Source organism: Candidatus Hydrogenedentota bacterium (assembly GCA_012730045.1).
Lineage (GTDB): Bacteria > Hydrogenedentota > Hydrogenedentia > Hydrogenedentales > CAITNO01 > JAAYBR01.
On record JAAYBR010000106.1, the window covers coordinates 17,774 to 41,567 of the forward strand.

Annotated in this window: 17 protein-coding genes; 14 read left to right on the top strand and 3 right to left on the bottom strand. The window is 66.1% G+C overall.

What is annotated here, in order from left to right; genetic code table 11:
* Positions 1–235: 235 nt before the first annotated feature.
* The 8 genes from GXY15_11280 (at position 236) to GXY15_11315 (ending at position 9,574) form a co-directional block, all read left to right on the top strand.
* Complete coding sequence (locus GXY15_11280; protein ID NLV41795.1) at positions 236–2,125, top strand: right-handed parallel beta-helix repeat-containing protein; 1,890 nt, start codon at positions 236–238, stop codon at positions 2,123–2,125.
* Positions 2,126–2,311: 186 nt separating this feature from the next.
* Entirely contained in the window at positions 2,312–3,187 is an 876-nt protein-coding gene (locus tag GXY15_11285) for a DUF1559 domain-containing protein (protein ID NLV41796.1), read from the top strand.
* A 141-nt stretch (positions 3,188–3,328) separates the two neighbouring features.
* The gene (locus GXY15_11290; GenBank protein ID NLV41797.1) at positions 3,329–4,159 is read left to right on the top strand and encodes an SDR family oxidoreductase; all 831 of its coding nucleotides are present in this window, start codon (positions 3,329–3,331) and stop codon (positions 4,157–4,159) included.
* Positions 4,160–4,212: 53 nt separating this feature from the next.
* A complete protein-coding gene (locus GXY15_11295; GenBank protein ID NLV41798.1) occupies positions 4,213–5,118 on the top strand; it encodes an HAD family hydrolase in 906 nt (301 codons plus the stop codon).
* A 6-nt stretch (positions 5,119–5,124) separates the two neighbouring features.
* Entirely contained in the window at positions 5,125–6,276 is a 1,152-nt protein-coding gene (locus GXY15_11300) for a 4-phosphoerythronate dehydrogenase (GenBank protein ID NLV41799.1), read from the top strand.
* A 26-nt stretch (positions 6,277–6,302) separates the two neighbouring features.
* Positions 6,303–7,553, top strand: a complete 1,251-nt coding sequence (locus GXY15_11305; protein NLV41800.1) for a DUF2088 domain-containing protein — start codon at positions 6,303–6,305, stop codon at positions 7,551–7,553.
* 13 nt (positions 7,554–7,566) lie between these two features.
* Entirely contained in the window at positions 7,567–8,226 is a 660-nt protein-coding gene (locus GXY15_11310) for a tetratricopeptide repeat protein (GenBank protein NLV41801.1), read from the top strand.
* A gap of 58 nt (positions 8,227–8,284) precedes the next feature.
* Positions 8,285–9,574: a diphosphate--fructose-6-phosphate 1-phosphotransferase gene (locus tag GXY15_11315; protein ID NLV41802.1), complete on the top strand. Its 1,290-nt coding sequence runs from the start codon at positions 8,285–8,287 to the stop codon at positions 9,572–9,574.
* 67 nt (positions 9,575–9,641) lie between these two features.
* Here the strand turns inward: GXY15_11315 and GXY15_11320 are convergent, their stop codons facing one another.
* Positions 9,642–10,634 (bottom strand): deoxyguanosinetriphosphate triphosphohydrolase, encoded by a 993-nt coding sequence (locus tag GXY15_11320; GenBank protein ID NLV41803.1) that lies wholly within the window; start codon positions 10,632–10,634, stop codon positions 9,642–9,644.
* Between the two features lie 716 nt (positions 10,635–11,350).
* Here GXY15_11320 and GXY15_11325 point away from each other — a divergent pair.
* The 4 genes from GXY15_11325 to GXY15_11340 all read left to right on the top strand — a co-directional run bounded on the left by GXY15_11325 (position 11,351) and on the right by GXY15_11340 (position 18,890).
* Entirely contained in the window at positions 11,351–13,477 is a 2,127-nt protein-coding gene (locus tag GXY15_11325; GenBank protein NLV41804.1) for a hypothetical protein, read from the top strand.
* A gap of 172 nt (positions 13,478–13,649) precedes the next feature.
* Entirely contained in the window at positions 13,650–15,107 is a 1,458-nt protein-coding gene (locus tag GXY15_11330) for a DUF1553 domain-containing protein (GenBank protein ID NLV41805.1), read from the top strand.
* 25 nt (positions 15,108–15,132) lie between these two features.
* Complete coding sequence (locus GXY15_11335; GenBank protein NLV41806.1) at positions 15,133–16,464, top strand: DUF1501 domain-containing protein; 1,332 nt, start codon at positions 15,133–15,135, stop codon at positions 16,462–16,464.
* Entirely contained in the window at positions 16,461–18,890 is a 2,430-nt protein-coding gene (locus GXY15_11340) for a hypothetical protein (GenBank protein NLV41807.1), read from the top strand. The genes GXY15_11335 and GXY15_11340 overlap by 4 nt, the downstream gene beginning before the upstream one ends.
* A 27-nt stretch (positions 18,891–18,917) precedes the next feature.
* Here the strand turns inward: GXY15_11340 and GXY15_11345 are convergent, their stop codons facing one another.
* On the bottom strand, positions 18,918–19,931 hold the full coding sequence (locus GXY15_11345; GenBank protein ID NLV41808.1) for a DUF1559 domain-containing protein: 1,014 nt from the start codon (positions 19,929–19,931) through the stop codon (positions 18,918–18,920).
* Positions 19,932–20,219: 288 nt separating this feature from the next.
* Between GXY15_11345 and GXY15_11350 the strand changes: the two genes are divergently transcribed.
* The gene (locus GXY15_11350; GenBank protein NLV41809.1) at positions 20,220–21,011 is read left to right on the top strand and encodes a TSUP family transporter; all 792 of its coding nucleotides are present in this window, start codon (positions 20,220–20,222) and stop codon (positions 21,009–21,011) included.
* A 59-nt stretch (positions 21,012–21,070) separates the two neighbouring features.
* Complete coding sequence (locus GXY15_11355) at positions 21,071–21,862, top strand: DUF1080 domain-containing protein (protein ID NLV41810.1); 792 nt, start codon at positions 21,071–21,073, stop codon at positions 21,860–21,862.
* 23 nt (positions 21,863–21,885) lie between these two features.
* On the opposite strand, the gene GXY15_11360 is transcribed toward GXY15_11355, so the two are convergent.
* Entirely contained in the window at positions 21,886–23,661 is a 1,776-nt protein-coding gene (locus GXY15_11360; GenBank protein NLV41811.1) for a hypothetical protein, read from the bottom strand.
* Positions 23,662–23,794 lie beyond the last annotated feature (133 nt).

A 23,794-nucleotide genomic window follows, 5' to 3' on the forward strand; every position in this document is an offset into this window, starting at 1 on the left:
TCGCCGTTCGCTTTCCACGTTCTTTCCCGGCGCCGGCGCGCCCCTGCACAACAAGGCATGCGAGCATGCGAGGAGGAGGCTTCCGCCCGTGAAGACACTGGTTTCTTCAATGTTCATCCTGCTGCTTTTTCATCTCCCCGGCGCTGCCGTCGAGCTGCATGTGTCCCCGCAGGGCCGGGATGACGGCCCGGGTTCGGCGGAAGCGCCGCTGGCTTCCCTTGCAGGGGCCAGGGACATGCTCCGTGAAGCGCGCGCGCAGAATCCCGAATCGGCGGCGGAGGGCGCAACGATATGGATCCACGGCGGGGTGTACGAGCAGACGGCGCCGTTTGTTCTGGAATCCCGCGATGGGGGCTCCCCGGAAGGACCCGTCATCTATCGGGCCGTCCCGGGTGAAACCCCGTCCATTATCGGCGGCAAGACACTGCCGCGTGAGGCGTTCACACAGGTGACGGACGATGCCGTGTTGAAGCGCATTGATCCGGCCGCGCGCGCTTCGATACTTTGGGTGGACCTGCCCCCGCAGGGGATCGCAGACCTTGGCGTGTTCCCAAACGCTTTCTCGACGCCGCCCGCCCTGCCTGAGCTGTTCTTCAACGGGTCGCGCATGGCGCTGGCGCGCTGGCCCAATGGCGGGGAGTGGGCGACGGTGGCAAAAGTGGTGGACAGCGGTCCGGCGCCGTGGCGCAATCATGAATCCCAGGACACGGGCACGTTTGAGTATTCCGGGGACCGCCCGGCCCGCTGGGCGACCGCCCCCGCCGTCTGGCTCTATGGCTACTGGTGCTTTGACTGGGCCAGCGAAATCATCGCTGTCAAGTCGCTTGACCCGGCACAGCACCGGATCACGCTTTCCAGCCCCCATGTCTACGGCATCGGCTCCGGGAACAAGGCGGAACGCCGCTTCTGCGCCCTGAACCTGCTGGAGGAACTGGACACCCCCGGGGAGTATTACATTGACCGGGAGCATGGGCGCCTGTATTTCTGGCCGCCGACTCCCGCCACCGGTGACAACACGGTACTTTCGCTGCTAAAGGAGCCTGTTGTTCAGGTCCGGGACGCCGCCAATATCACCCTGTCTGGATTGACCGTGTCCTGCTGCGCCGGGTCCGCCATTCAGGTGGAAGGCGGTGCGAATGTCCGTGTTGAGGCCTGCGTGGTGCGCAACACCGGGCTCGACGGGGTGGTGGTGAGGGGCGGCGCCAACCATTTCGTCGCGGCGTGCGACCTGTCGGACACAGGCACGGGCGGACTGGTCATGGAGGGGGGCGACCGCAAGACGCTCACGCCCTGCGGCCATGTCGCCGAGAACAACGACATCTGGAATCCGGGCCGGAGGAAGCGCACCCACGCCTACAACGTGCACATGGGCGGGGTGGGCGTGCGGCTTGCGCACAACCGCATCCACAGCGCGCCCCACCAGGCCATCGGCCTCGGCGGCAACGACCACATCATCGAGTTCAACGAAGTATTCGACATCTGCCAGGAATCCGACGATTGCGGCGCCTTTTACATGGGGCGCAACCCATCGGAAAGGGGAACCATCCTCCGGTACAATTTCTGGCGGGACACGGGCGGCCCCCGGTCCCATGGCAGCTGCGCCGTGTACTTCGACGACGGTTCAGGCGGGCAGACGGTGCACGGCAACGTGTTCCTCCGCGCGGCGGGCGGGAACTTCGGCGCTGTTTTCGTCCACGGCGGCCACAACAACCGGGTTTTCAACAACATTTTTGTGGACTGCAAGGCCGCCATGCGCCATGTGCGATGGGATGATGCCGCCTGGGCCGAATGGATCAACGGCGACCTGTGGAAGGAGTGGCTGCTGAAAGACGTGGACATATCCCGGACACCCTACAAGGAACGCTATCCTGAATTGGCCGGCTTCCTAGATTTCCACGGCGAGAAGCGGACCAACTATTCGGCAAGAAATGTCGTGGTGCGGTGCCCCATGCTGCTGGACGGCGACTGGGAGCAGGAGAACAATTTCACGACAGAGACGGACCCGGGGTTTGTGGATGCCGCCGCCATGAATTTTGAATTGCGGGACGATTCGGAGGTGTTCCGGCAGATTCCGGGTTTTGAGCGCATTCCTTTCGAAAAGATCGGGTTGCAGCGGAAGGAATAATGCTCGGAGGGATCCCGGCTTGATGCGCGCCTGCGGATTCTGCATCCGGCGCGCGGGCCGCGGCAACATCCCCGATGCCTCCCCCACGTCTGCTGATTTTCGTCATGAAGTGGTATATTTCTCACAGACGGGACGTCCTGTTCAGGCCCTTTTCGGTTCTGGTTTCGAAACGAAAGGATTCGCGCCATGAGAAGAAGAGGCGGGTTTACCCTGATCGAGCTGCTGGTTGTGATCGCCATTATCGGCATTCTGGCGGCCATCCTGTTGCCCGCGCTGGCGCGGGCGCGCGAGGCGGCCCGGCGCTCCTCCTGCCAGAACAACCTCAAACAGATGGGTCTGGTCTTCAACATGTACGCCAACGAGGCCCGGGACACGTTCCCGCCCATGAAGATTTTCAACTGCGACGGGAAAGACCCGGCCAATTCGGCGCACTGGGCGAGGGACGCCTCCTTTGACGGCCCGATGGTGTACCCCGAGTATCTGAGCGATGTTAACGTCCTCGTGTGCCCGTCGGACAGCGACGCGGACACCGTGCGCCGGGCGTTTCATGAGGACAACGTCCTGGAGAAGCCGGTGCGGCCGTGCGCGCTGGCGCGGGGGAGCTACTACTACCTCGGGTGGGCGTTCAGCGTTCAGAACCTCACCATTCCCGGCGTTCCGATTCCCCAGGACATCACCACAATCAATGAGGGCAACTTCACCCAGCTCCTGAACTTTATTGCCCCGGAACTGTTGCAGGCGGCCATTCCAATCGTGCTGACGCAGGGCGGAAAGATACGGCCCGACCAAAAACTGGCAGACTTTGGTCCGGCGCCCCGGCTGCGCATTGGGATTGAGCGCTTCCTGATCACGGACATCAACAACCCCGGCGCGGCGGCCAAGGCCGCCAGCGAGCTGGCCGTCATGTGGGACGAGACGGCGGTCTACGGGGCGCCGACCACCTACAACCACGTGCCCGGGGGCGGAAACGTGCTGTACATGGACGGCCACTGCGAGTTCCTGCGCTGGCCCAGCGAGTTCCCCATTGACCGGCTGGGCATGTACCTGTCGTTCCTCTTCTAGGTTCCTCCACTCCGCGTTTCCCCGCCGTCCGGCGTCCACCGCCGGACGGCGTTTTCATTGCGCTTTTGGAACACGGGGGGGGCGTGTGCTACCATTTCCATCCATCCACGAGACACGTCGGGAAAGGAACTGGAGAATCCCATGGACACGCTGGAACTGTTCTCATTGAAAGGCAAAGTGGCCGTCGTGACCGGCGGGGGCGGGGTTTTGGGCGGCGCAATCGCCGAGGGACTGGCCGGGGCGGGCGCCACGGTCGCCGTGGCCGACCTGCTTCCCGACATGGCGGACGCCTGCGCGAAGCGCGTCACCGGCGCCGGCGGCACGGCGAAGGGCTACCTGTTGAACGTGTTTGACCGGGCCACCATCGAGGCCTGCCGGGATGCGGTGGTCCGCGACTTTGGGCGCGTGGACATCCTGGTCAACGGCGTCGGCGGGAACATGAAGGGGGCCACCACCTCCGCCGAGCAGAGCTTCTTCGACCTGCCCGAGGACGCCCTGCGCAAGGTTTTCGACCTCAATCTTGTGGGCGGGACCATTGTTCCCTCCCAGGTGTTCCTCCAGGCCATGCGCGACAACGCCGACGGCGCGGTCATCATCAACATCTCGTCCATGAACGCCTTCCGCCCCCTGACCCGGATTCCCGGGTACAGCGCTGCCAAGGCGGCGGTGAGCAATTTCACCCAGTGGCTGGCCGTCCATCTGGCGCAGGAATACAACCAGAAGCTCCGGGTGAACGCCATCGCCCCGGGCTTTTTCCTGACCGACCAGAACCGGTTCCTCCTCGTGGACAAGGAGACCGGCAAGCCCACGCCGCGCGGCGAGACCATCATGGCGCACACCCCCATGGGCCATTACGGCGCGCCGGAAGACCTGGTCGGCGCGGCGGTCTGGCTCGCCAGCGACGCGTCGCGCTTTGTCACCGGAATTGTTCTGCCCGTGGACGGCGGATTTTCCGCCTTCTCGGGCGTCTGAGTTTTGCCGCCGACCCGCAAGAACAGCCGCAACCCCTTAAGAAAGGTGCTGACATGAGTGATCCTGTTGCCGCGTTGAAGGAGTGGAAGCCCCGGAATGAGTTTCTCATCGCCATAGACTCCGACGGGTGCGCGTTCGACACCATGGAAATCAAACACAAGGAGTGCTTCATCCCCAACATCATCAAGCACTGGGGGCTTCAGGCCGTTTCCAAGTACGCCCGCGCCGCCGCCGAGTTTGTGAACCTCTACTCCAAATGGCGCGGCGTCAACCGCTTTCCGGCCCTGCTCATGACGGTTGACCTGCTGGCCGAGTGGGACGCCCCGATGGCCCGCGGCATCGCCCTGCCCGCCATGCCCAACCTTCGCCGCTGGGTGGAGAACGAGACCAAGCTGGGCAATCCGGCGCTCAAGGCCTACTGCGCCGCCCACTCCGCCGGGGACGAGCCGGACATGCACACCGCCCTGGAGTGGTCGCTGGCGGTCAACCGCTCGGTGGAGGACATCGTGCAGGGCGGCCTGCCGCCGTTCCCCTATGTCCGCGAGTGCCTGGAAAAGGCGATGGGCGCCGCCGACATGATGGTCTGCTCCCAGACGCCCGGCGAGGCCCTCGAGCGCGAGTGGGCCGAGCAGGACATGGCGAAGTACGTTTTCGCCATCAACGGCCAGGAGGTCGGCACGAAGGGCGAGCACATCCAGCACGCGTCCGAAGGCCGCTACGACAAGACGAAGATTCTCATGATCGGCGACGCCAACGGCGACCTCAAGGCGGCCCGCAAGAACGACGCCCTCTTCTTCCCCATCAATCCGGGCGACGAGGAGGCCTCCTGGAAGCGACTGTACGACGAGGGGCTCGGCCGCTTCTTCGCGGGCACCTACGCCGGCGACTACGAGGCGTCCCTCATCGCCGAGTTTGACAAGTACCTTCCCGAAGTCCCGCCGTGGAAGCGGAGCCACTGACCCGCCATGCGCATTCTGGTTGACGAGAACGTCCCCTACGGGCGCGAGGCCTTTGGCACCCTGGGCGGGGTGGTCACCGCCCACGGACGCGCCATCTGCCGCGGCATGCTGGCGGACGTGGACGCCCTCGTGGTGCGCAGCATCACCAAGGTGAACGCGGACCTGCTCGAAGGCACCCCCGTCCGCTTTGTCGGCACCTGCACCATCGGCGAGGATCATGTGGACAAGGCGTGGCTCGCGGCGAACGGCGTGGCCTTCAGCAGCGCCCCGGGCTGCAACGCCAACAGTGTCGGGGACTACATCACCGCCGCCCTGCTCACCCTCGAGCAGCGCCTCGGGCTGGACCTGTCCTCCATGAGCCTGGGCGTCGTTGGCGTCGGCAATGTCGGGACGAAAGTCGCGGCCAAAGCCTCCGCCCTCGGCATGACCTGCGTGCTGAACGACCCGCCCCGCCAGGAACGGGAGGGCGGCGACGCTTTCCGCCCCCTGTCCGACATCCTCGCCTGTGACATCATCACTTTCCACGTGCCGCTGGAAAAGGCGGGGGCACACCCGACCTTCCATCTCTGTGACAAGCGCCTCCTCGCGGCCATGAAGCCCGGCGTCATCGTGCTCAATTCATCGCGCGGGCCGGTGGTGGACAACGCGGCCCTCAAGGCCGCCCTGGCGGACGGCCGCGTGCGCGCCGCCGTTCTGGACGTGTGGGAGGGGGAGCCCGCCCCCGATCTCGAGCTCGTGGCGGCGGCGGCCATCGCCACGCCCCACATCGCCGGATACTCCTTCGACGGCAAAGTCAACGGCACCCGCCAAGTCTACGAGGCGCTCTGCCGCGCCCGGGGGCTGCTCCCCGAATGGGATCCGATGCCGCTCCTGCCGCCCCCCGACTGCCCGGAGCTGACGGTGGACCCCCGCGTACCCGGGGCGCTGTTCGGGGCGGTCAATGCGGTCTACGACATTTCGGCAGACGATGCGCGGATGCGCGGCATTCTGGCACAGGAGGGGAGGGAGGCCCAGGCGGCCTGGTTTGACCGTCTCCGCAAGGAATACCCGCGCCGCCGCGAATTCTTCAACACGCGGGTCCAAATGGCCGTGCCCGACGCCGGGATGGCAGGAAAGCTGGGGGGCCTCGGCTTCGCCGTGACCAATGCGGCGAAGTGACGGTCGGCCCATGAGGGAGAACACCCATGGCGGTGCTTGAAAAGATCGCAGAACAGGGGTACTTGAGTGCGGACGAAATCCGCGCCTTTGTCGCCGAGGCCTGCGGCACCCTGGCCCTCGACGGCAAGTCGGTGCTGTTCATCATCCCCGACCAGACCCGCAGCATGCCCATGCCCCTTGTCTTCCGCGCACTGCACGACGCGGTCCACGGCCGGGCGAAGAAGATGGACTACCTCATCGCCCTGGGCACCCACCCGCCCATGACGGACGCCATGATCCACACACTGCTCGGCATCACACCGGAGGAGCGCGCGGGGAAATTCGGCGACATCGGCATCTTCAACCACGACTGGAAGAACCCTGAGGCGCTGACCCGGGTGGGGGCTTTCACAGAGGACGACATCGCCGAACTCTCCGGCGGCCTGCTCCGGCGGGGGGCGGAGGTCACCCTCAACCGCCGCGTGCTGGACTACGACCTCGTGTGCATCGTGGGGCCGGTCTTCCCGCATGAGGTGGTCGGGTTCAGCGGCGGCAACAAATACTTCTACCCCGGCGTTGCGGGGGAGGACATCCTGAACCTCTTCCACTGGCTGGGCGCCCTCATCACCAACTACGCCATCAACGGCACCAAGCACACGCCCGTGCGCGCGGTGGTGGACCGCGCGGCCGCCATGATCCCCGTGGAGAAGCGGTGCTTCTGCCTGACGCAGGTGAAGAAGGACACCAAGGCCGTCTTCTTCGGCACGCCGGAGGAGGCCTGGGACCGCGCCGCGGACCTGAGCGCGAAGACGCACATCGTCTACAAGGACCGGCCCTTCAAGAGCGTGCTGGCCATGGCCCCGCCCATGTACGACGAGATTTGGGTCGCCGGAAAGTGCATGTACAAGCTGGAGCCCGTGGTCGCCGACGGCGGCGAGCTGATCATCTACGGAAAGCACATCCACGAGGTCAGCGTCACCCACGGAAAACTCATCGCGCGGATTGGCTACCATGTCCGCGACTACTTCGTGAAGCAGATGGACCGTTTCACGGACATTCCGGGCGGCATCCTCGCCCATTCCACCCACGTCCGGGGCATGGGCACCTACGAGGACGGCGTCGAGAAGCCCCGCGTCACCGTCACCCTGGCCACGTCCATTCCCGAGGCGGAATGCCGCGCCATCAACCTCAACTACCGTGACCCGGACAGCATCAACCCCGACGACTGGCGCGACCGCGAGGACGAGGGGCTGTTACTCGTGCCGGACGCCGGCGAGATTCTCTACCGCCTGAAATAGGCGACGGACCCCCATGACACTCCCCCTGAAAACAGCTGGCCATTCCCGGACGCGCAAGGCCCTGCGTCTTTGCGCGGCGGCCGCCCTTGCGCTGCCGCCCCTGGCGCTGGCGGGATGCTACGCGGAAACGGGCCGCGAGCCCGTCTATGTGCCCAAGACCCGCGCCCTGGAACTTCACCGCGACGCCGCCGCGGCCGCGGCCGCCAAGGATTTCGGGCGCGCCCTGACGCTGGTGGACGCCGCCCTGAAGGAGGACGCGGGCTACGGGGACGCCGCGCTCACCCGCGCCGTCATTCTCGCCCAGTCCGGGAAGCTGGAGGAGGCTGCCGCAGCCTATTCCGACGTCGCGCAGCAGTGGGACGACCATCCGGAGGCCCACGTCATGCGCGGGATTGTGCTGGAGAAACTGGGCCGCCGCGACGAGGCCGGCGAGGCGTATGCGCGCGGCCTGGCGGGCTTCGAGGCCCGCGCGGAAAACCGCCCCAAGCCCCGGGAGGAGCTGATGCACGCCCTGACCGTCTATCTGCACCGGGGGGACAGCGCCGGCCTTGTGGCGTTCAACGCGCTTCTGGGAAAATACCCCGACTACAAGCCCGCTCTGGAGCTGAAACAGCGCATCCTGGACGGGGACCGCGGATTTGTCATGACCTGGCTCGAGGAGCCCGGCAGATAGGAAGGACACGGACGCCCCGTCCGCCGCCCGAAATGAAGCACACATAGGGAGAGACCGCATGCCGAAGAATGTGATTGTGGCCCAGTCGGGCGGACCCAGCCCCGTGATCAACAGCTCCCTGCGCGGCGTGGTGGAGGCGTGCGGGATGTTCCCGGACACCTTCGGCACGGTGTACGGCGGATGGCACGGCATTGAGGGCGTGCTCCGCGAGGAGCTGCTGAACCTGTCGGCGCAGAGCGACGAGGAGATCGCCCTGCTCCGGTACACCCCCGCCGCCGGCGCCGTGGGCACCTGCCGCTACAAGCTCAAGAAGGACCAGCAGGAGGATTTCGCCCGGGTCATGGAGGTCTTCAAGGCCCACGACATCGGCTATTTCTTCTACAACGGCGGAAACGACTCCATGGACACGGCGCACAAGATCGCCGTGCTGGCCAGGGAGCAGGGCCTCGACCTCGTCGCCGTCGGCGTGCCCAAGACCATTGACAACGACGTGGGCGACGCGGAGTTCAAGCTCATTGACCACACGCCGGGCTACGGCAGCGTGGCGCGGTACTGGATGGGCATCGTGCAGAACGCCGACGAGGAGAACCGGGGCTCCTGCCCGGCGGACCCCGTGCTGGTGCTTCAGGCCATGGGCCGCAAGATCGGCTACATCCCCGCCGCGGCGCGGCTGGCCGACCCGAAGCGCGAGATGCCCCTCCAGATCTACATGGCCGAGTCGAAGGTCTCCGCGGAGGAGCTCTGCGACAACGTCAACCGGCAGCTCCTGCGCGACGGCCGCTGCGTGGTCGTGGTGAGCGAGGGCTTTGACGTGGGCGAGCTCGGCGATGTGCGGGACAGCTTCGGCCACACGAACTTCGGCGCGACGCAGATCACCGCCGCCCAGAAGGTGGTCAACCTGCTCAACGCGAACAAGCTGCCGGTGCCCGGCAAGGCCCGCGGGCAGGTCTCCGGCACCGACCAGCGCAGCACGGCGGCCTACGCCTCCGTGGTGGACCTGGACGAGGCCTACAAGGTGGGCCAGCAGGCCGTGCTGATTGCCGTTTCCGGCGAGAATGGCTGGATGTCCACCATCCTGCGCGAACCCGGCCCCATCTACAACGTGCGCTACGACAAGGCCCCCCTGGAGCTGGTCGCCAACTCCGAGCGGACTTTCCCCGAGGCGTGGATTTCGCCGTCCAAAACGGACGTCACGGACGACTTTGTCCGTTACGCGAAACCCCTCATCGGCGAGGACTGGGCGAGCGTCCCCGTGGTGAACGGCCGCCAGCGCTTCGCGCGGCTGGCCCCCGTCTTCGCGGACAAGAAACTCCCCGAGTACCTCCCGCAGGCCCTCCGCAAGAAATGACCGAAACACCAAGGGCCGGGACGCCGCACGGGGCGGGTCCCGGCCCGTTGTGTGTTTAGCGTGGGAGTCAGCCCCGCCAAGGGGAGGGGAGAATGAGCTCGCGGTAGAGCTGCATGGCGTACTCGTCCGTCATGCCCGCCACGAAATCCGCCGTGCGGCGGGCCAGGGAGTCCGCCGGATCCGCCTCCAGTATGTCCGGAAGCGGGTGCGCCAACAGGTGCGCATGGAGCGTTTCAAGCATCTGCTCCGCCTTCTTGATCTCCGTGTCTATGGCCGCGCAGGGGTACACCGTGGAATACAGATAGGTGCGCAGGGTCAGCATGGCGTCCCGCACCTCCGGCACAATGCCCACGGTCCCGTCCGCGCTTCCGTGGATCACCCCGACCACCATCGTGTTGATGCGTTCGGACGTGGTCTTTCCCAGAACCCCCACGGCGTCGCGGGGCAGGTCCTCCGGCCGCAGCACCTCCGCGCGCAGGGCGTCGTCTATGTCGTGGCTGATGTAGCCGATGGCGTCCGCGATGGCCACCACCAGCCCCTCCAGTGTGGCGGGCCCCTCCGCGCCTCGGGGCTTTCCATAGAGCAGGCCCTTGCCCCGGGAGTGGTTCACAATGCCGTCCCGCACCTCCCATGTCAGGTTGAGCCCCGGCCCGGAGCGCCGCTTCTCCAGCTTCTGCACCACCCGCAGGCTCTGCTCGTAGTGGCGAAAACCGCCCTCCAGCGCGCGGTCCAGCACGCGCTCCCCCGCATGTCCAAAGGGCGTGTGGCCAAGGTCGTGGCCCAGCGCGATGGCCTCCGTGAGATCCTCGTTCAGAAACAGGGCCCGCGAGATGCTGCGCGCGATCTGGGAGACCTCCAGCGTGTGTGTCAGACGGGTCCGGTAATGGTCCCCGGCGGGGGCGAGAAAGACCTGCGTCTTCCGCTTCAGACGCCGGAAAGCCTTCGTGTGCAGGATGCGGTCCCGGTCCCGCTGGAATGCGGTCCGGTGCGGGTCCTCCGTCTCCGGATGCTCCCGCCCGCGGGTTTCGGCCGCCCGCGCCGCCCCGGGGCACAGGGTCATGGACTCCCGCTTCTCCAGTTGCTCTCGGATGGTTTCCGTCACGGTGAAGACTCCTGACGCGCCCCCGCAGTCCCCAAAAGTATAGCACGCCCCCCTTGTGGAACATGGGACGGCCGCGCATGCTAGCAGGGTAATCGCACTGAAATGCCCCTCAAGAAGTGCCTGTCCCCGGTATGGACGGTCCTTGGTTATGTGATTCTGTCTTTGTTGTCCCAGCGGGACATCCGAATATAGCCCAGGCCAGGCCGCCGCCCGAAGGGCCAGGCCTGCCCTGGGGAGGATGCACCCTAAAGACTTGCCCTGAAAGGGCAGCCGAAATTGACGCGCCGGGAAGAAGACAAGGCCGGCGGGACGTCGGCGGTAAGAAGCCAGGCCCGGCAGGTCTTTCCGTACCGCTGGCGTCCCGCCGGCCTTGTCTTTGGGTACCCGTCCCCATTTCGGCTGCCCCGTTGGGACATGATTCTTTCTGTCCGGGCACCCCAGGGCAGGCCTGGCCCTTCGGGCGGCGGCCTGGCCTGGGCTATATTCGGCAACGCTTTCAGCGTTCAAGAGGGCAAGGAACAGGGAACGAAAAAAACGCTTTTTCAGGAAGGGGGGGGGATTTTAGCGCGATTGCCCTAAGTATGCTAGGCTTCTAAAAGCGGGTTGGAGAAGAATGCCTGTCCTCCCCAAAAAGCATGCGGCGGCACACGGGCACCCCCCCAGGAGAACAAGCCGTGACACACACACCTCTGCGTCTTTTGGCGGTCGTTGCGACGCTCCTCTGGGTGATGCCCGCCCGGGGAGAGGACGTCCTCCCGTTCCCGGCCTCGCTGGATGAACTCGGCGGAAGTGTTCAGACCTGCGCGACCTTGGAGCACATGCCCGCATTGGCCAATCTGCACGGGGCGGTGGCCGCCGGAAGAAATGTGCTTTCGGTCACGGTGGCCACCTTCCCCCCGCTGTCGCAGGGCGGCGAGGCGCTGGCGCTTTCGGTCAACGGCGCGCCGGTGGCCGCCGAAACCTCCCAATGGCGGGCGTATGAAATCCGGAGAGAGGGGGCTGCGGGCGCCCTCAAGGTCCGCACCACCACGCGCATGGCGGATTCAGACGCCGGGCTCCTGCTGACCTTCGCCGTGGAAAACCCCACGGACACGGACGCAGCCGCAGTAATCTCCCTCAGCTCCCGAATCATTGTCCGGCGCCAGGAAGGAACCTGGGCCTGGGCGCCCCCGAGGCCGGACGACAAGGCACAGGACCACCGCGCTGTTCCGGACGGGGAGGACGCGGTCACTTGGGCCGACAGCAAGTCCCCCGCCGTGACCGCCATGGTTATGACGCCATCCCCGCGCTCCATGGACGCGGAGGACTGTCTCCATTGGGAGGAGCGGCTGGCCCCCGGCGGCAACCTCACCGTGCGGATCACTGTAGCCTTCGGCGCAGACCGGGCGGAAACGCTCCATCGGGCGCACAGTTGGCTGAACGGATTCAACGACCAGCAGGAGACGGCCCGGACCGGATGGGAAACGCGCTTCAAGGACGCCTTCACCCCGGGAAACGGGAGGTACAGCGGGCATCTTCCCCTGTTGGCTACGGACGACCGGGCGCTCCACCGTGTGTATTACGGCAGCGTGCTGAGCTGGCTGTGCATGGAGCGGACCGGCCTTTCGGAGAAGTACCCCAGGGTTTTTGTGACCGCCTCGCCGTTCTACGCCCCGACGCTCACCTACTTCTGGGACACGCAGTTCTACGGCACCCTCTGGGCGCTGCTGGACCCGGCAGGACTGAAGGAACAGCTCCGGCTCTTCCTGGCTGCGGACATTCATTCGTGCTATGCCGTGGACTTCCTCACGCTGAAAGGCGTGGGGCCGTGGTACAGCGCCAACGACTACGCGCTTTTCCAGTTGCTCACGACCTACATGCGCTTGAACGATGACTGGGCGTTCTTGGAGGAGCGTGTCGGCGGACGGACCATTCTGGAGCACCTCGAATCCCTCGCCACCCACTGGAAGAAACTCGCCGACAACCCCTTCGGCATGGCGGACTACGGCACCAAGGACAACCTCCTGGAGACCGTGCCCACCTACACGAACGTTGTGCCATCGTTCAACGCCGCGAACGTGTGGATGATGCGCACGCTTGCGGGCATGCTGAGGGAGCGGGGCAGGGGGGAGGATGCCGCGCGTCTTGAGGAGGAGGCGGGGGGGCTGGCGGGGCGCGTGCTTTCCCTGTGCAGCGACGCCAACGGCTGGTTCAGTTGCCTCATGCCGGACGGACGCCGGCAGGAGGTGCGCTCCGTCGTGGACTTCATGACCGTCGCCGCGTGCATGGCGGAGGACGTCCCGCCGGGGCTCCGCGGGCGCATGATGGATTCCGTGGACCGCGAACTGTGGACCGGCCAGTGGCTCCGCGCCCTGTCCATTGAGGACCCCTCCGCCGGGGACACCCTTTCCCGCCCGGAGGTCATGGCCTCGTGGGAAAGCGGCTGGCCGGGCAACTCGCTCCGCGCCGACCACGGGTTCACGGGATCCTACACCGCCTGGCCCGCGCAGGTGGCCGAGGCTTTCAGCCGGTGGGGGCGGCGGGACCGGGCGCTGGAAATGCTCCGGGCGGTGTCACCGGTGCTGGAGGAGGGGCCTTACGGCCAGTCTCACTACATTCCCGCCCCGACCCGCCCCGTGCGCAAGGCTTTCAAAGGAGGACAGGACTACTTTGAGGGCTGCGGCGGCGCTTTTGCCGAGGTGATTCTCCGCCACTTCTGCGCCGTTTCCGGACCCACGGACAGCATCTCGTTCACTGCGGAGGAAGGTAGCGGAGAAAATGCTTCTTGGGGCGTGGAACCGCCCGGAGGCTCCGGTGTTTAACCAGCGGCATCCGGTTTTCAGCACGGTGGAAAGACGCAATGGGTTTGGACGCATGAGCGCAACAGCAAAACCGCATTGGGGACTCATCTTTGCCCTCCTCGGGCTTGCCTGCGCGTCATGGGGGAATGCGCAGCCCCGGTCCCCCTTTGAGAGTGCACGGTCCCGGGAGACCGTGACGGAGCTGGACCGCTTTGTCCGGGATGACCTTTCCGCCCACGGGATCACCCCGGCGCTGCCCTGTTCGGACGCGGTATTCTTCCGCCGGGTCCATCTGGACATCCTGGGAATCCGCCCCGATCCCAGGGAGGTGACTGCCTTCCTTTCCTCCAAAGAACCCGGAAAGCGGGCCGCGCTGATTGACGCCCTCCTGCAGCGGCCGGAATACGCCGACTACTGGGCCATGAAATGGTGCGACATCCTCCGCGTCAAGGCGGAGTTCCCCATCAACCTCTGGCCAAACGGCGCCCAGGCCTACCATGAATGGGTCCGCGCCGCCCTCCGGGACAACCTGCCCTACGATGAGTTCGCACGGACACTCCTCGCCTCCAGCGGGAGCAATTTTCGGGTGCCCCCGGTGAACTTCTACCGGGCCGTGGAAAACCGGAAGCCAGAGGGGCTCGCCGCGGCCGCCGCGCTCACGTTCATGGGAACGCGGACCGATTCCTGGGCCGAAGACCAGCGGAAGGGGTGCGCCGCCTTCTTCTCCGCCCTTGTCTTCAAGCCCTCCGCCGAGTGGAAAGAGGAAATTGTGATGCCGGACCCGGCCCGGTCCACACCGATTGCCGCCGTCTTCCCCGACGGCGCGCCCGTGGAGATTCCCCCGGAAATGGACCCGCGCCGGGTCTTCGCCGACTGGCTGACCGCACCGGGCAACCCGTGGTTCGCGCGGGCCGCGGCCAACCGGGTCTGGTTCTGGCTCCTGGGCCGGGGCATTGTCCATGAGGCTGACGACCTCCGGACTGACAACCCTCCGGTAAACCCCGCGCTCCTCGCGTATCTTGAAAGCCAGCTCACCGCCTCCGGGTATGACCTCCGCCACCTCCTGCGCGTCATCCTGAACTCCGCCACCTACCAGCAGTCCTGCATCCCCGCAGCGCCCCACCCGGAGGCCGAGGCCCGGTTCGCCTGCTATGGAACCCGGCGTCTGGACGCGGAAGTGCTGGCCGACCTGTTCAGCACCCTCCTCGGCCCGGGCGAGGATTATATGAGCGCCGTCCCGGAACCGTTTACCTACATTCCGAAATACCGTCCCGCCGTCTCCCTGGCAGATGGAAGTGTCTCCTCGCCGTTCTTGGAGCTGTTTGGCCGCCCTTCACGGGACACGGGCCTCCTCTCGGAGCGCAACAATGAGCCCACGGAAGCCCAGCGCCTTCATCTGCTGAACTCCAGCACCCTGCGCCGCCGTCTCGCCTCCGCGCCCCTGATCGGCAGGGTGTCCGGAAGGCCGCGCGAGAAGCCAGCCCAGGCCGTGCGCCAGGCCTATCTCGAAATCCTCTCCCGTCCCCCCACACCGGAAGAGCAGACGGCCGCCCTCGCCCATGCGGAAGAGACCGGGCTCTCAAGACGGGAGGCGTTGGAGGATTTGGTCTGGGCCCTGGTGAACACCAAAGAGTTTCTTTACCGGCATTAGCCCAATCCGCGGAGCCAGAAAATGCATGGAAGCTGAAGGAGCGGACCGGAGCATCCCCCGCCGCACGGCGCTCAAACGGTGCCTGCTGGGGACGGCGGCCTTGGCGGCGGCGGGTCATCGCCCGACGCACGCCGCCCCCGCGCCCCCGCGCGCCAAGGCCGTCATCCAGATATGGATGTGGGGCGGCCCGTCCCATCTGGACACCTTCGACCCGAAGCCGGACGCGGGGCGCGACTACTGCGGCCCCCTGGACCAGGTCATCGAGACCAATGTCCCCGGCATTCAGATCAACGCCGCGCTCCCGATGCTGGCCCGGCACGCGGACAAGTACGCCATCCTCCGCAGCATGACCCACCGCATCAATGCGCACGAAACGGCGTCCTACATGGTGCAAACCGGGTGCGCGCCCGGCCGCCTTGTTTTCCCCTCCGCCGGGGCCGTTGTCTCGCTCTTTAAGGGCTACGACCACGGTTACAGCGGCATTGTTCCGCCCTACATTGTCCTGACGGAACTCCAGGGACGCTTCTCCGAGGCGGGCTTTCTGGGCCAGCGCTACAAGCCCTTTGCCACCGGGGGCGATCCCGCCAAAACCCCCTTCGCCGTGGAGGGCATTGTGGCCGAGGGGATCTCGGACGACCGGCAGCGGAGCCGCAGAAACTTTCTGCACGCGCTGGACACGCTCGGCCGCGCCCACCCGGACAGTCCCGCCTTCCAGGCCCTGGACCGCAGCGAGGAAAACGCCTACGGCCTCATGTTCGGCGAGGCGCGCAGCCTCTTCGACCTTTCCACGGAGGGGGATGAGGTCCGCGAACGCTACGGAAAGAACACCTTCGGCCAGTCCTGCCTGACGGCACGCCGCCTGGTGGAGCGGGGCGTGCCCTATGTCACCATCAACTACAAGGGATGGGACACGCACAAGCAGCACTTCGAGACCATGAAACGAAAACTCCCCGAACTGGACCGGGGGATGTCAGCCCTGCTGGAAGACCTGCACCAGAGAGGACTGCTGGAGAGCACCATCGTCTGGTGGGGCGGCGAGTTTGGCCGGACGCCCAAGGTGCTCTGGGAGGCCCCCTGGAACGGCGGGCGCGGCCATTTTGGCGACTGCTTCTGCTCCGTTGTCGCAGGGGGAGGGTTTCGCGGGGGTGCCGTGGTGGGGGCGTCGGACGCGCACGGCGAGGAGGTCGCCGAAAGGCCGGTTTACCCCGCGGACCTCATCGGCACCCTGTACACCCTGCTGGGGATCAACCCGGACGGGCCGCTGCCCAACAGCAAGGGGATCGAGGTGAACGTGCTGCCCGCGCCGGGGCCCGGCGAAAAACGGGGGGGACTGCTCAAGGAAATTGTGAAAGCATGATCCAGACCGCGACGAGATGCCTGTCCGCATGCTGCGTTCTCCTGGTGGTCATCCTGCTGTCCCCGGCCTCCCGGGCGCAAACAACGCGGCCCATGCCCCGTTTGGGCTACGCCTTCCCGGCCGGCGGCCAGCGGGGGGAGACCTTCAATGTGCTCCTCGGCGGACAGTACCTTCAGGGGGCGTCGGAGGTGCATGTCACTGGGACTGGTGTCGGGGCCGCGGTGGTGACCCACTACCGCACCATCAGGAACTTGAAGGCGGAACAGCGGCGGGAACTGACGCGGCAGATGAACGCCGCCCTGTCGAGGCATCTGGACCGCATGCCCCCGGAAGACCCCGTGGCCCGCCGACTCCGCAACCAGCTTGCCTGGCGCGGGAAGGCCCCCGCCCCCCCTCAGGTCATCACGGAACAGACAGGGGAGGGGGGGCTGCCGCCCCATCCGCTGTTCGAGAACATCGCGGACAAGAGCCTCAAGGAGCTGCTTCATCTGCATCTTGAGGTCGCGAACTTCCGCCGGCGTCAACCGAACGCGCAAATCGGAGAGATGATCCTGGTGGCCGTTGCCGTCGCCCAGAACGCGGAGCCGGGGGAACGCGAACTTCGCGTGGTGACGGCGGCCGGCATCTCCAACCCCGTGCGGTTCCAGATCGGAACCCTGCCCGAAGCGGGCGAGGGGGAACCCAACGATCCCAACCTGCCGTTCCCGCTTCCGGAGGAGCCGCCCCTGGAAACACCGGTGGTGGTGAACGGCCAGGTCATGCCGGGCGATGTGGACCAGGTCCGCTTCCGCGGCGCCGCCGGACAGCGGCTCGTCGCGATGGTGTCCGCCCGCGCCCTGCTGCCCTTCATGGCGGACGCCGTGCCGGGCTGGTTCCAGCCCACCCTGCGCCTGTTTGGCCCGGACGGCACGGAATTGGCCTATGCGGACGATTTCCGGGACGCCGCAGACCCCGTGCTGCACCATGTCCTGCCGAAGGACGGCGAGTATGTTCTGGAAATCCGGGACGCCGTCTACCGGGGCCGCGAGGATTTTGTCTACCGTCTCGCGCTGGGGGAGCTCCCCTGTGTCACGGCGGCCTTTCCCCTCGGAGGGCGCCTGGGGGAACAGGCCACGGCGACCCTCTCAGGCTGGAATCTCGGCGGCGCACCCACCCTTTCCTATGACACCGCCGGTCAGCCGGGGGACATTCTCGCCGTTGCGCCTCCCTTCCCCACCGGGCCCGCCAACAGCATTTGCTATCAGGTGGGGGCGCTCCCCGAATTGCTGGAAACCGAACCGAATGACACGGTGGGCGGCGCGCAGTCCGCAGAACTTCCCGTGACAGTGAACGGACGCATCGGCTTTCCGGGTGATGCTGATCTCTTCAGGATAGGGGGACACGCCGGGGAGGCGGTGGTGGTGGAGGTCACGGCCCGAAACCTCCAGTCGCCCCTGGACGCCCTGATTCGTCTGCGCAACGAAGCCGGCGACACTATTGCGTTTAACGACGATGTCATGGAGAAGCGCGGGGAGCTCCATGTGGGGCTGGGAACACTCACACAGGGCGCGGATCCATTTCTGGAGGCTGTTCTCCCAACGGACGGCGACTACTGGGTCGAGGTGACGGACGCCCGCCGTCACGGGGGCACGGACCACGCCTACCGACTCCGCATCAGCGCCCCGGCGCCTGACTTCGCCCTGTTCATGACCCCGTCCTCCCTTACCATCCCCCCCGGCCGCGACGCGGTCTTCACGGTGCACGCTCTGCGCCGCGAGGGCTTCGCCGGGCCGATTGACGTGTCTCTGACAGGCGCGCCGCCGGGCTTCCAGGTGACCGGCGGACGCATTCCCCAAGGCTGCGATTCCGTGCGCATGACCCTTTCCGCGCCCGCGCGCGGCATCAGGGACGTTTTCCCGCTCACACTGGAGGGGTGCGCGGTGTCTGGGGAAACGCGCGTCTGCCGTCCCGTCCGGCCCGCTGATGATGTCATGCAGGCTTTTCTCTACCGGCATCTGGTTCCGGCGCAGACCCTCGTTGGAACTGTTCGCGGAAAAGTCCTCCCCGGCCGGGTGCGCCTTTCCGCCGGAGAACCCGTCTCCCTGTGTTCCGGAGGAAAGTGCGAAGTCGAAGTGCTCTGTCCCAGGGGCTTCCCTCCGCAGGAGACGCGCCTCCAGCTCAACGCGCCTCCAGAAGGGGTCTCTCTGGAAGGATTCGAGCGGACACCACGGGGATTCCGGTTCCGGATATCCCTGGCGGGCGCCGCGCTCCCGAACGGGTATGAGGAGAACCTCATTGTGGAGGCCGTGGCCACGGTGAACACCAAGACCAAGGCGGGCAAAGAGGAAATGCGGGAAGTACTCCTGGGGGTACTTCCCGCAATCTCCATCCGTGTCGTGGAACCGCAGCCAGCCTCTCCCGGCGGCGCCGCTGTCAACGCGTCGTAGCAGGCGCGCCCGTCCGGTCTGGCGGCCTCAACTCACGTCGAAGCCCGCCGCGAGCAGGCCGAGAAGGTTCGCCACGGCCGGCGTGACGGGCGCGGTGCCTGGATAGCGAACAAACTCGCAGTGCCCGTCCATGTAAAGGACGTTGCACCCGCCCGGCAGGTGGTTGAACACGCTGAGGCCCGCCCCGGAACCGATCAGGTCGCCCATGATCGGCAGGGTGCTCTGCGCCATGGCGCTGGCCCCCGGATTGTTGATGTCCGTGATCAGGAACCGCTCAATCCCCTCGCGGATGCGGTGGATGGTGGTCTGGCCCCCGTTGCCGGCCGGCGGCGTCACCTCGTAGTCGTCATCCATGGCCTGCCGGGCGGGCGACTCCAGCTGCCGGTTTGCCGGGTTAAGCAGTGACGGGAGAAGTTTGGGGAGAAGGAACTCGAAAAGCTGGGCAAGCTGCACCGGAACATTTTCGGCGAGGGCCCGCGAGACAAGGGCCGGGTCAATGTCGGGAAAGGCCGCCGGCACGGCGCTTGCAAACGCCGGCGCGCACGCGCTCAGCAGCGCCTCATATTCCGGGCGGCTGTCCATGCGGTCAAACACCCACCCAAGATAGGCGTAACTCTCCTGCATCATGAACGCCCGCGCCTGGATCCACGTTTCCCCCTTCTGATAGGTGCGGTCCAGAAAGTTGCTGTGCCAGGTCTGGTCGCCGGGATTGTCGCAGCAGTACAGCATGTCCACCGTGCCGTGGGAATCCGACGGGCAGATCAGAATCGCCACGTCTGTCAGGTACTCAGGGTACGTGGAAAAGGGGTCGGCGGCAAAGGCGACATAGGGCCACGACGCCACCGGTGGAAAGGAGCCGCCCTTTGCCTCGTTGGCATACATTTTGAAAATGATGCCCCACTGCTTAAGGTTGTTTTGGCAGCTGGAGCGCCGCGCCGCCTCGCGCGCCCGCGCCAGTGCCGGCAGAAGAATGGCCGCAAGAATTCCAATGATTGCGATGACAACAAGAAGTTCGATCAGGGTAAAACCGGTCCTTCGCATAATAGTGCTCCTCCTGGCACACATTACCCCGACGGAATCCCCGCCTCCCATGAGACGGAAACTGCGGACGAGGATCCGTGTGTTTTCACAATAGAATAGACCTCCTGCTTGGAATTGTCAACACCCCCGTCCCAGGACTTCCCGAATCGCCGGGCAGAAGGGGGCTTCGCGCCGTCTTCAAGCCAACGGCGAACGTCCGCAAGGGGCCGCTTGCGCGCCCTCTTCACCGGGAATGCGGCCTGGGCAGGGGATGTTATGGAGGCTGCTCCAAATGAAAAGGAGGCGCGCATGACCGCGTACTTGGTGGTCTGCCTTGTGTCGCTGCTCACCTCCGGCGTCACCCTGTATTCCGGGTTCGGGCTGGGCACCGTGCTTCTGCCGGTGTTCGCGCTCGTCTTCCCCCCGGAGACCGCCATCGCGGCGACGGCCCTCGTGCACGGGGCCAATAACGTGTTCAAACTGGCACTGGTCGGCGCCAGGGCGGACCGGGGACTGGTCCTTCGCTTCGGGCTGCCGGCCATCGCGGCGGCTGCCGCCGGCGCGGCCGCCATGGGGTATGTTTCCCATTTCGGCGAGATCGTCCGGTACAGTGTCGGACCGCGCGAGGCGGTGGTCACACCGCTCAAACTGGCCATGGCGGGGCTCATGGTGTTCTTCGCCGTGTTTGAGCTTCTGCCCCGGCTGCGCGCGCTTCGCTTCGACCGCAAGTATCTTGTCTTGGGCGGCCTGCTTTCGGGGTTCTTTGGCGGGTTCTCCGGACACCAGGGGGCTCTGCGCTCCGCCTTCCTCGTGAAGGTGGGCGTTTCCACCGGGGCTTTTGTGGGCACCAACGCGGTGATCGGCTTCCTGGTGGATGCCGTCCGCATCGCGGTCTACGCCTGGGTGTTTCTGGCGGCGGGGGAGGGCAGCCCCATCGCCCCCGGCGAATGGCCCCTGATCCTTGTGGCGGCTCTGAGCGCCTTCGCGGGCGTCCTGCTCGGCAAGCGCCACCTTCACGCGGTGACCATGGGAACGGTGCAGACCCTGACCGGGGGGCTTCTGGTGGCCATCGCCGTCGCGCTGGGGTCGGGGCTCGTGTGAGACGCACCCCGCCGCCCCGCTTGGTGTACACTGGATTCCCAACAGGAAAGGGTCGTTTCATGCCGTGCAGACCGTTCATTCTTGCCGCAACGCTTGCCGCCGTGTGCATTGCCTGTCTCGTCCCCGCCCATGCCGAAGAGGGCGGCGGGGAATATGTGCCGCTGTTCAACGGGAAGGACCTGGAGGGATGGACGCCCAAAATCAAGGGGTATCCCCTGGGCGAGAACCACGGCGACACCTTCCGCGTGGAGGACGGGGTCATCAAGGTCTGCTACGACCAGTACAAAGCCTTCGATGAGAAGTTCGGCCACCTGTTTTACAAGACCCCCTTCACGGACTACCGCCTGCGCGTGGAATACCGGTTCACCGGCGAGCAGGTGGAGGGCGGGGCCGGTTGGGCCTTCCGCAACAGCGGCGTCATGATCTGCGGGCAGGATCCGAAAACCATGGGCCTCAACCAGGACTTCCCCGCGTCCATCGAGGTGCAGCTTCTCGGGGGCAAGGGCACCGGCGAGCGCCACACGGTCAACCTCTGCACGCCTGGGACGAATGTGGTGATGAACGGCGCGCTGCACACCGCCCACTGCACCGATTCCACCTCGAAGACCTACCACGGCGACCAGTGGGTGACGGTGGAAATCGAGGTCAAGGGCGGCAACATCCGCCACATTATTGACGGCGAGACGGTCCTGGCGTACAGCGAGCCGCAGCTCGACCCCTCCGACAAGGACGCCAAGGCGCTGTTGGACGCCGGCGCGCCGAAGATCCTGACCGGCGGCACCATCTCCCTCCAGTCAGAAAGCCATCCCGTCGAGTTCCGCAGAATCGAGATCATGGAACTCAAGAAGTAGGCTCCTGCGCGGCGCCCGAACTGTTATTGAAGTGCGGCGATGTGCTCCGCCGCCGCGCGCCGGATCTTCTGCAGCGTGGAGGTGCGGAGGACTTCGTCTTCGCGGGGTTGCCGGCTCATGGGGTTGTGGAAGGGAAGGGCCTCCACCAGCGCGGCGATCTCTTTTTCCGCCCGGTCCGCGCGCTTCTGAAGGCGGGGGCTTCCGCCGGCGCGGGCGGTCCTTACCGCCTCCGCCAGCGTGTGCAGGTACAGGTAGTCGTTGTACCCCTCGCGCAGGGCCTCCCACGCCACTGTCGGGATCGAGCCCTGATAGCTGCTCCAGTCGTTGGGACGCAGCAGGTGCGGGTAGACCGTTGTCTGGTCCTTCGGCTCGGAATCGTTCTCCGGCGCGCCGTCGAAGTCGTTGAAGGGATCCGCGTGCGGGCGGCTGAAGGTCCAGGTCACCTGGCTCTTGGCGCCCGTCTTCCAGAAGAACAGCCCCGCCCCGTAGCGGTTGAAGAACAGGCCGGACTCCTGCGGGTACGGGTTGGAGTAGCAGCCCGTGCCGTACCACCAGAACTCTGCGCCGCTCTTTTCGCACGCCTCGCGGGCCTCCCGCGCCCGCGCCTCCTCCGAAACCAGTCCGGAGACAAAACAGGGGGCGGTGAGGAACTCCGCAGCCTTCTCCAGGAAGTTGATGTTGAAGAAGGTGGCGTAGGTAAGCGCCCCGGCGGCGTGCCAGCACTGGTACTCCTGGATGGCGAAGGTGTTGTCCCCCGTGGGCTCGTCCACCCCGTAGAAATACCACGGCGCCCCGGCGTCCTTCGTCGTCTCGACAATCACCCGCGCCGCGTCCGTCACGCCCTTTTTAAGCGCCTCCGGCCAGACGTCCTTCGACAGGTCGCATTCCAGGCCCAGCCCCTCGCGCACCCGCGCGGGGATTCCGCTGAAGGAGCACACGTGCGGCCCCGTCATGCCGACAGTCTGGCAGCGCTCGACCAGCGTGCGGTAGGGCGTGTCGTCAAACGTGATGCGCCCGTCCGCCATTCCCGACAAGTCCAGGTCGCCGAAAGGCACGGACACCAGGCCGTTGAACCCGTGGGCGGCAAAGTCCCGCAGGTCGCCCATGACCTGCTCCTCGCTCATCGAACTCCAGCGTCCCTCATCGCAGTACAACAGCCAGTGCTTATCCTCCGGATGCGTCAGGCGGAAGGGGAGTATCTCCAGCGTGAGGGGAAGCACCAGCGCCTTTCCCCCCACTCCGCCCAGGGAAAGCGAGCCCTTGTGACGGCCTGGGGCCGCGTCCGCGCGCGCCGACACCGTCAGCCAGATGCCCGCCGTGGCGCCTTTCTTGAGGTCAAAAGGCTCCTCTTTCAGCACCCCGTCCTTCACCGGAACCGTGCGGTTTCCGCCGGAGAAGGGGAGCAGCAGCTCCGGCACAATGGTCCACCGGCGGGACTTCCAGCCGGTCCGCTGCGGCCAGCAGTGCAGGTGCCGCAGTTCCACCGACACCGGCGTGTCCTTGGTGTCCACCGCCGCGCAAAGTTTCTGAAAGTCCCTCACCGCGTGGACCCCGACCCATACCGCGGTGGTCTCGCCGGGCGTCACAACCGCCTCCAGCCCCTTCACCCGTTCCTCCTTCTTCGGCACCCGGTCGGGCACATACTCCCCCGGATCGTCTGTTTGGAAGGCGATCAGCCCCGCGCCGGACTCCGCCCGGGACGGTTTCGGCGCCGCCCAGTCCCTGCCCGGCGCCGCGGTCATCTCCACGAACGGCTCCCCCTCGTCCACCACGTCATAGACGACCCCGCCGATTTCCACGGGCGCGGCGAACGCCGCAGGGAACAAAACAAAGAGAAGAAGAAGAGTCCCAGCACACACACCGGCACGCGTACCCATCGCATTGACCTCCCAGGTTCCCGCGCCGCCCGGCGCGGAGTTCACAGCGTAGCCG

Coding starts and splice junctions, on each gene's coding strand:
- GXY15_11300 (NLV41799.1), top strand. CDS start 5,125: ATGCGCATTCTGGTTGACGAGAACGTCCCCTACGGGCGCGAGGCCTTT.
- GXY15_11345 (NLV41808.1), bottom strand. CDS start 19,931: ATGCGAAGGACCGGTTTTACCCTGATCGAACTTCTTGTTGTCATCGCA.
- GXY15_11340 (NLV41807.1), top strand. CDS start 16,461: ATGATCCAGACCGCGACGAGATGCCTGTCCGCATGCTGCGTTCTCCTG.
- GXY15_11320 (NLV41803.1), bottom strand. CDS start 10,634: ATGACCCTGTGCCCCGGGGCGGCGCGGGCGGCCGAAACCCGCGGGCGG.
- GXY15_11290 (NLV41797.1), top strand. CDS start 3,329: ATGGACACGCTGGAACTGTTCTCATTGAAAGGCAAAGTGGCCGTCGTG.
- GXY15_11295 (NLV41798.1), top strand. CDS start 4,213: ATGAGTGATCCTGTTGCCGCGTTGAAGGAGTGGAAGCCCCGGAATGAG.
- GXY15_11305 (NLV41800.1), top strand. CDS start 6,303: ATGGCGGTGCTTGAAAAGATCGCAGAACAGGGGTACTTGAGTGCGGAC.
- GXY15_11350 (NLV41809.1), top strand. CDS start 20,220: ATGACCGCGTACTTGGTGGTCTGCCTTGTGTCGCTGCTCACCTCCGGC.
- GXY15_11280 (NLV41795.1), top strand. CDS start 236: ATGCTCCGTGAAGCGCGCGCGCAGAATCCCGAATCGGCGGCGGAGGGC.
- GXY15_11335 (NLV41806.1), top strand. CDS start 15,133: ATGGAAGCTGAAGGAGCGGACCGGAGCATCCCCCGCCGCACGGCGCTC.
- GXY15_11285 (NLV41796.1), top strand. CDS start 2,312: ATGAGAAGAAGAGGCGGGTTTACCCTGATCGAGCTGCTGGTTGTGATC.
- GXY15_11355 (NLV41810.1), top strand. CDS start 21,071: ATGCCGTGCAGACCGTTCATTCTTGCCGCAACGCTTGCCGCCGTGTGC.
- GXY15_11310 (NLV41801.1), top strand. CDS start 7,567: ATGACACTCCCCCTGAAAACAGCTGGCCATTCCCGGACGCGCAAGGCC.
- GXY15_11315 (NLV41802.1), top strand. CDS start 8,285: ATGCCGAAGAATGTGATTGTGGCCCAGTCGGGCGGACCCAGCCCCGTG.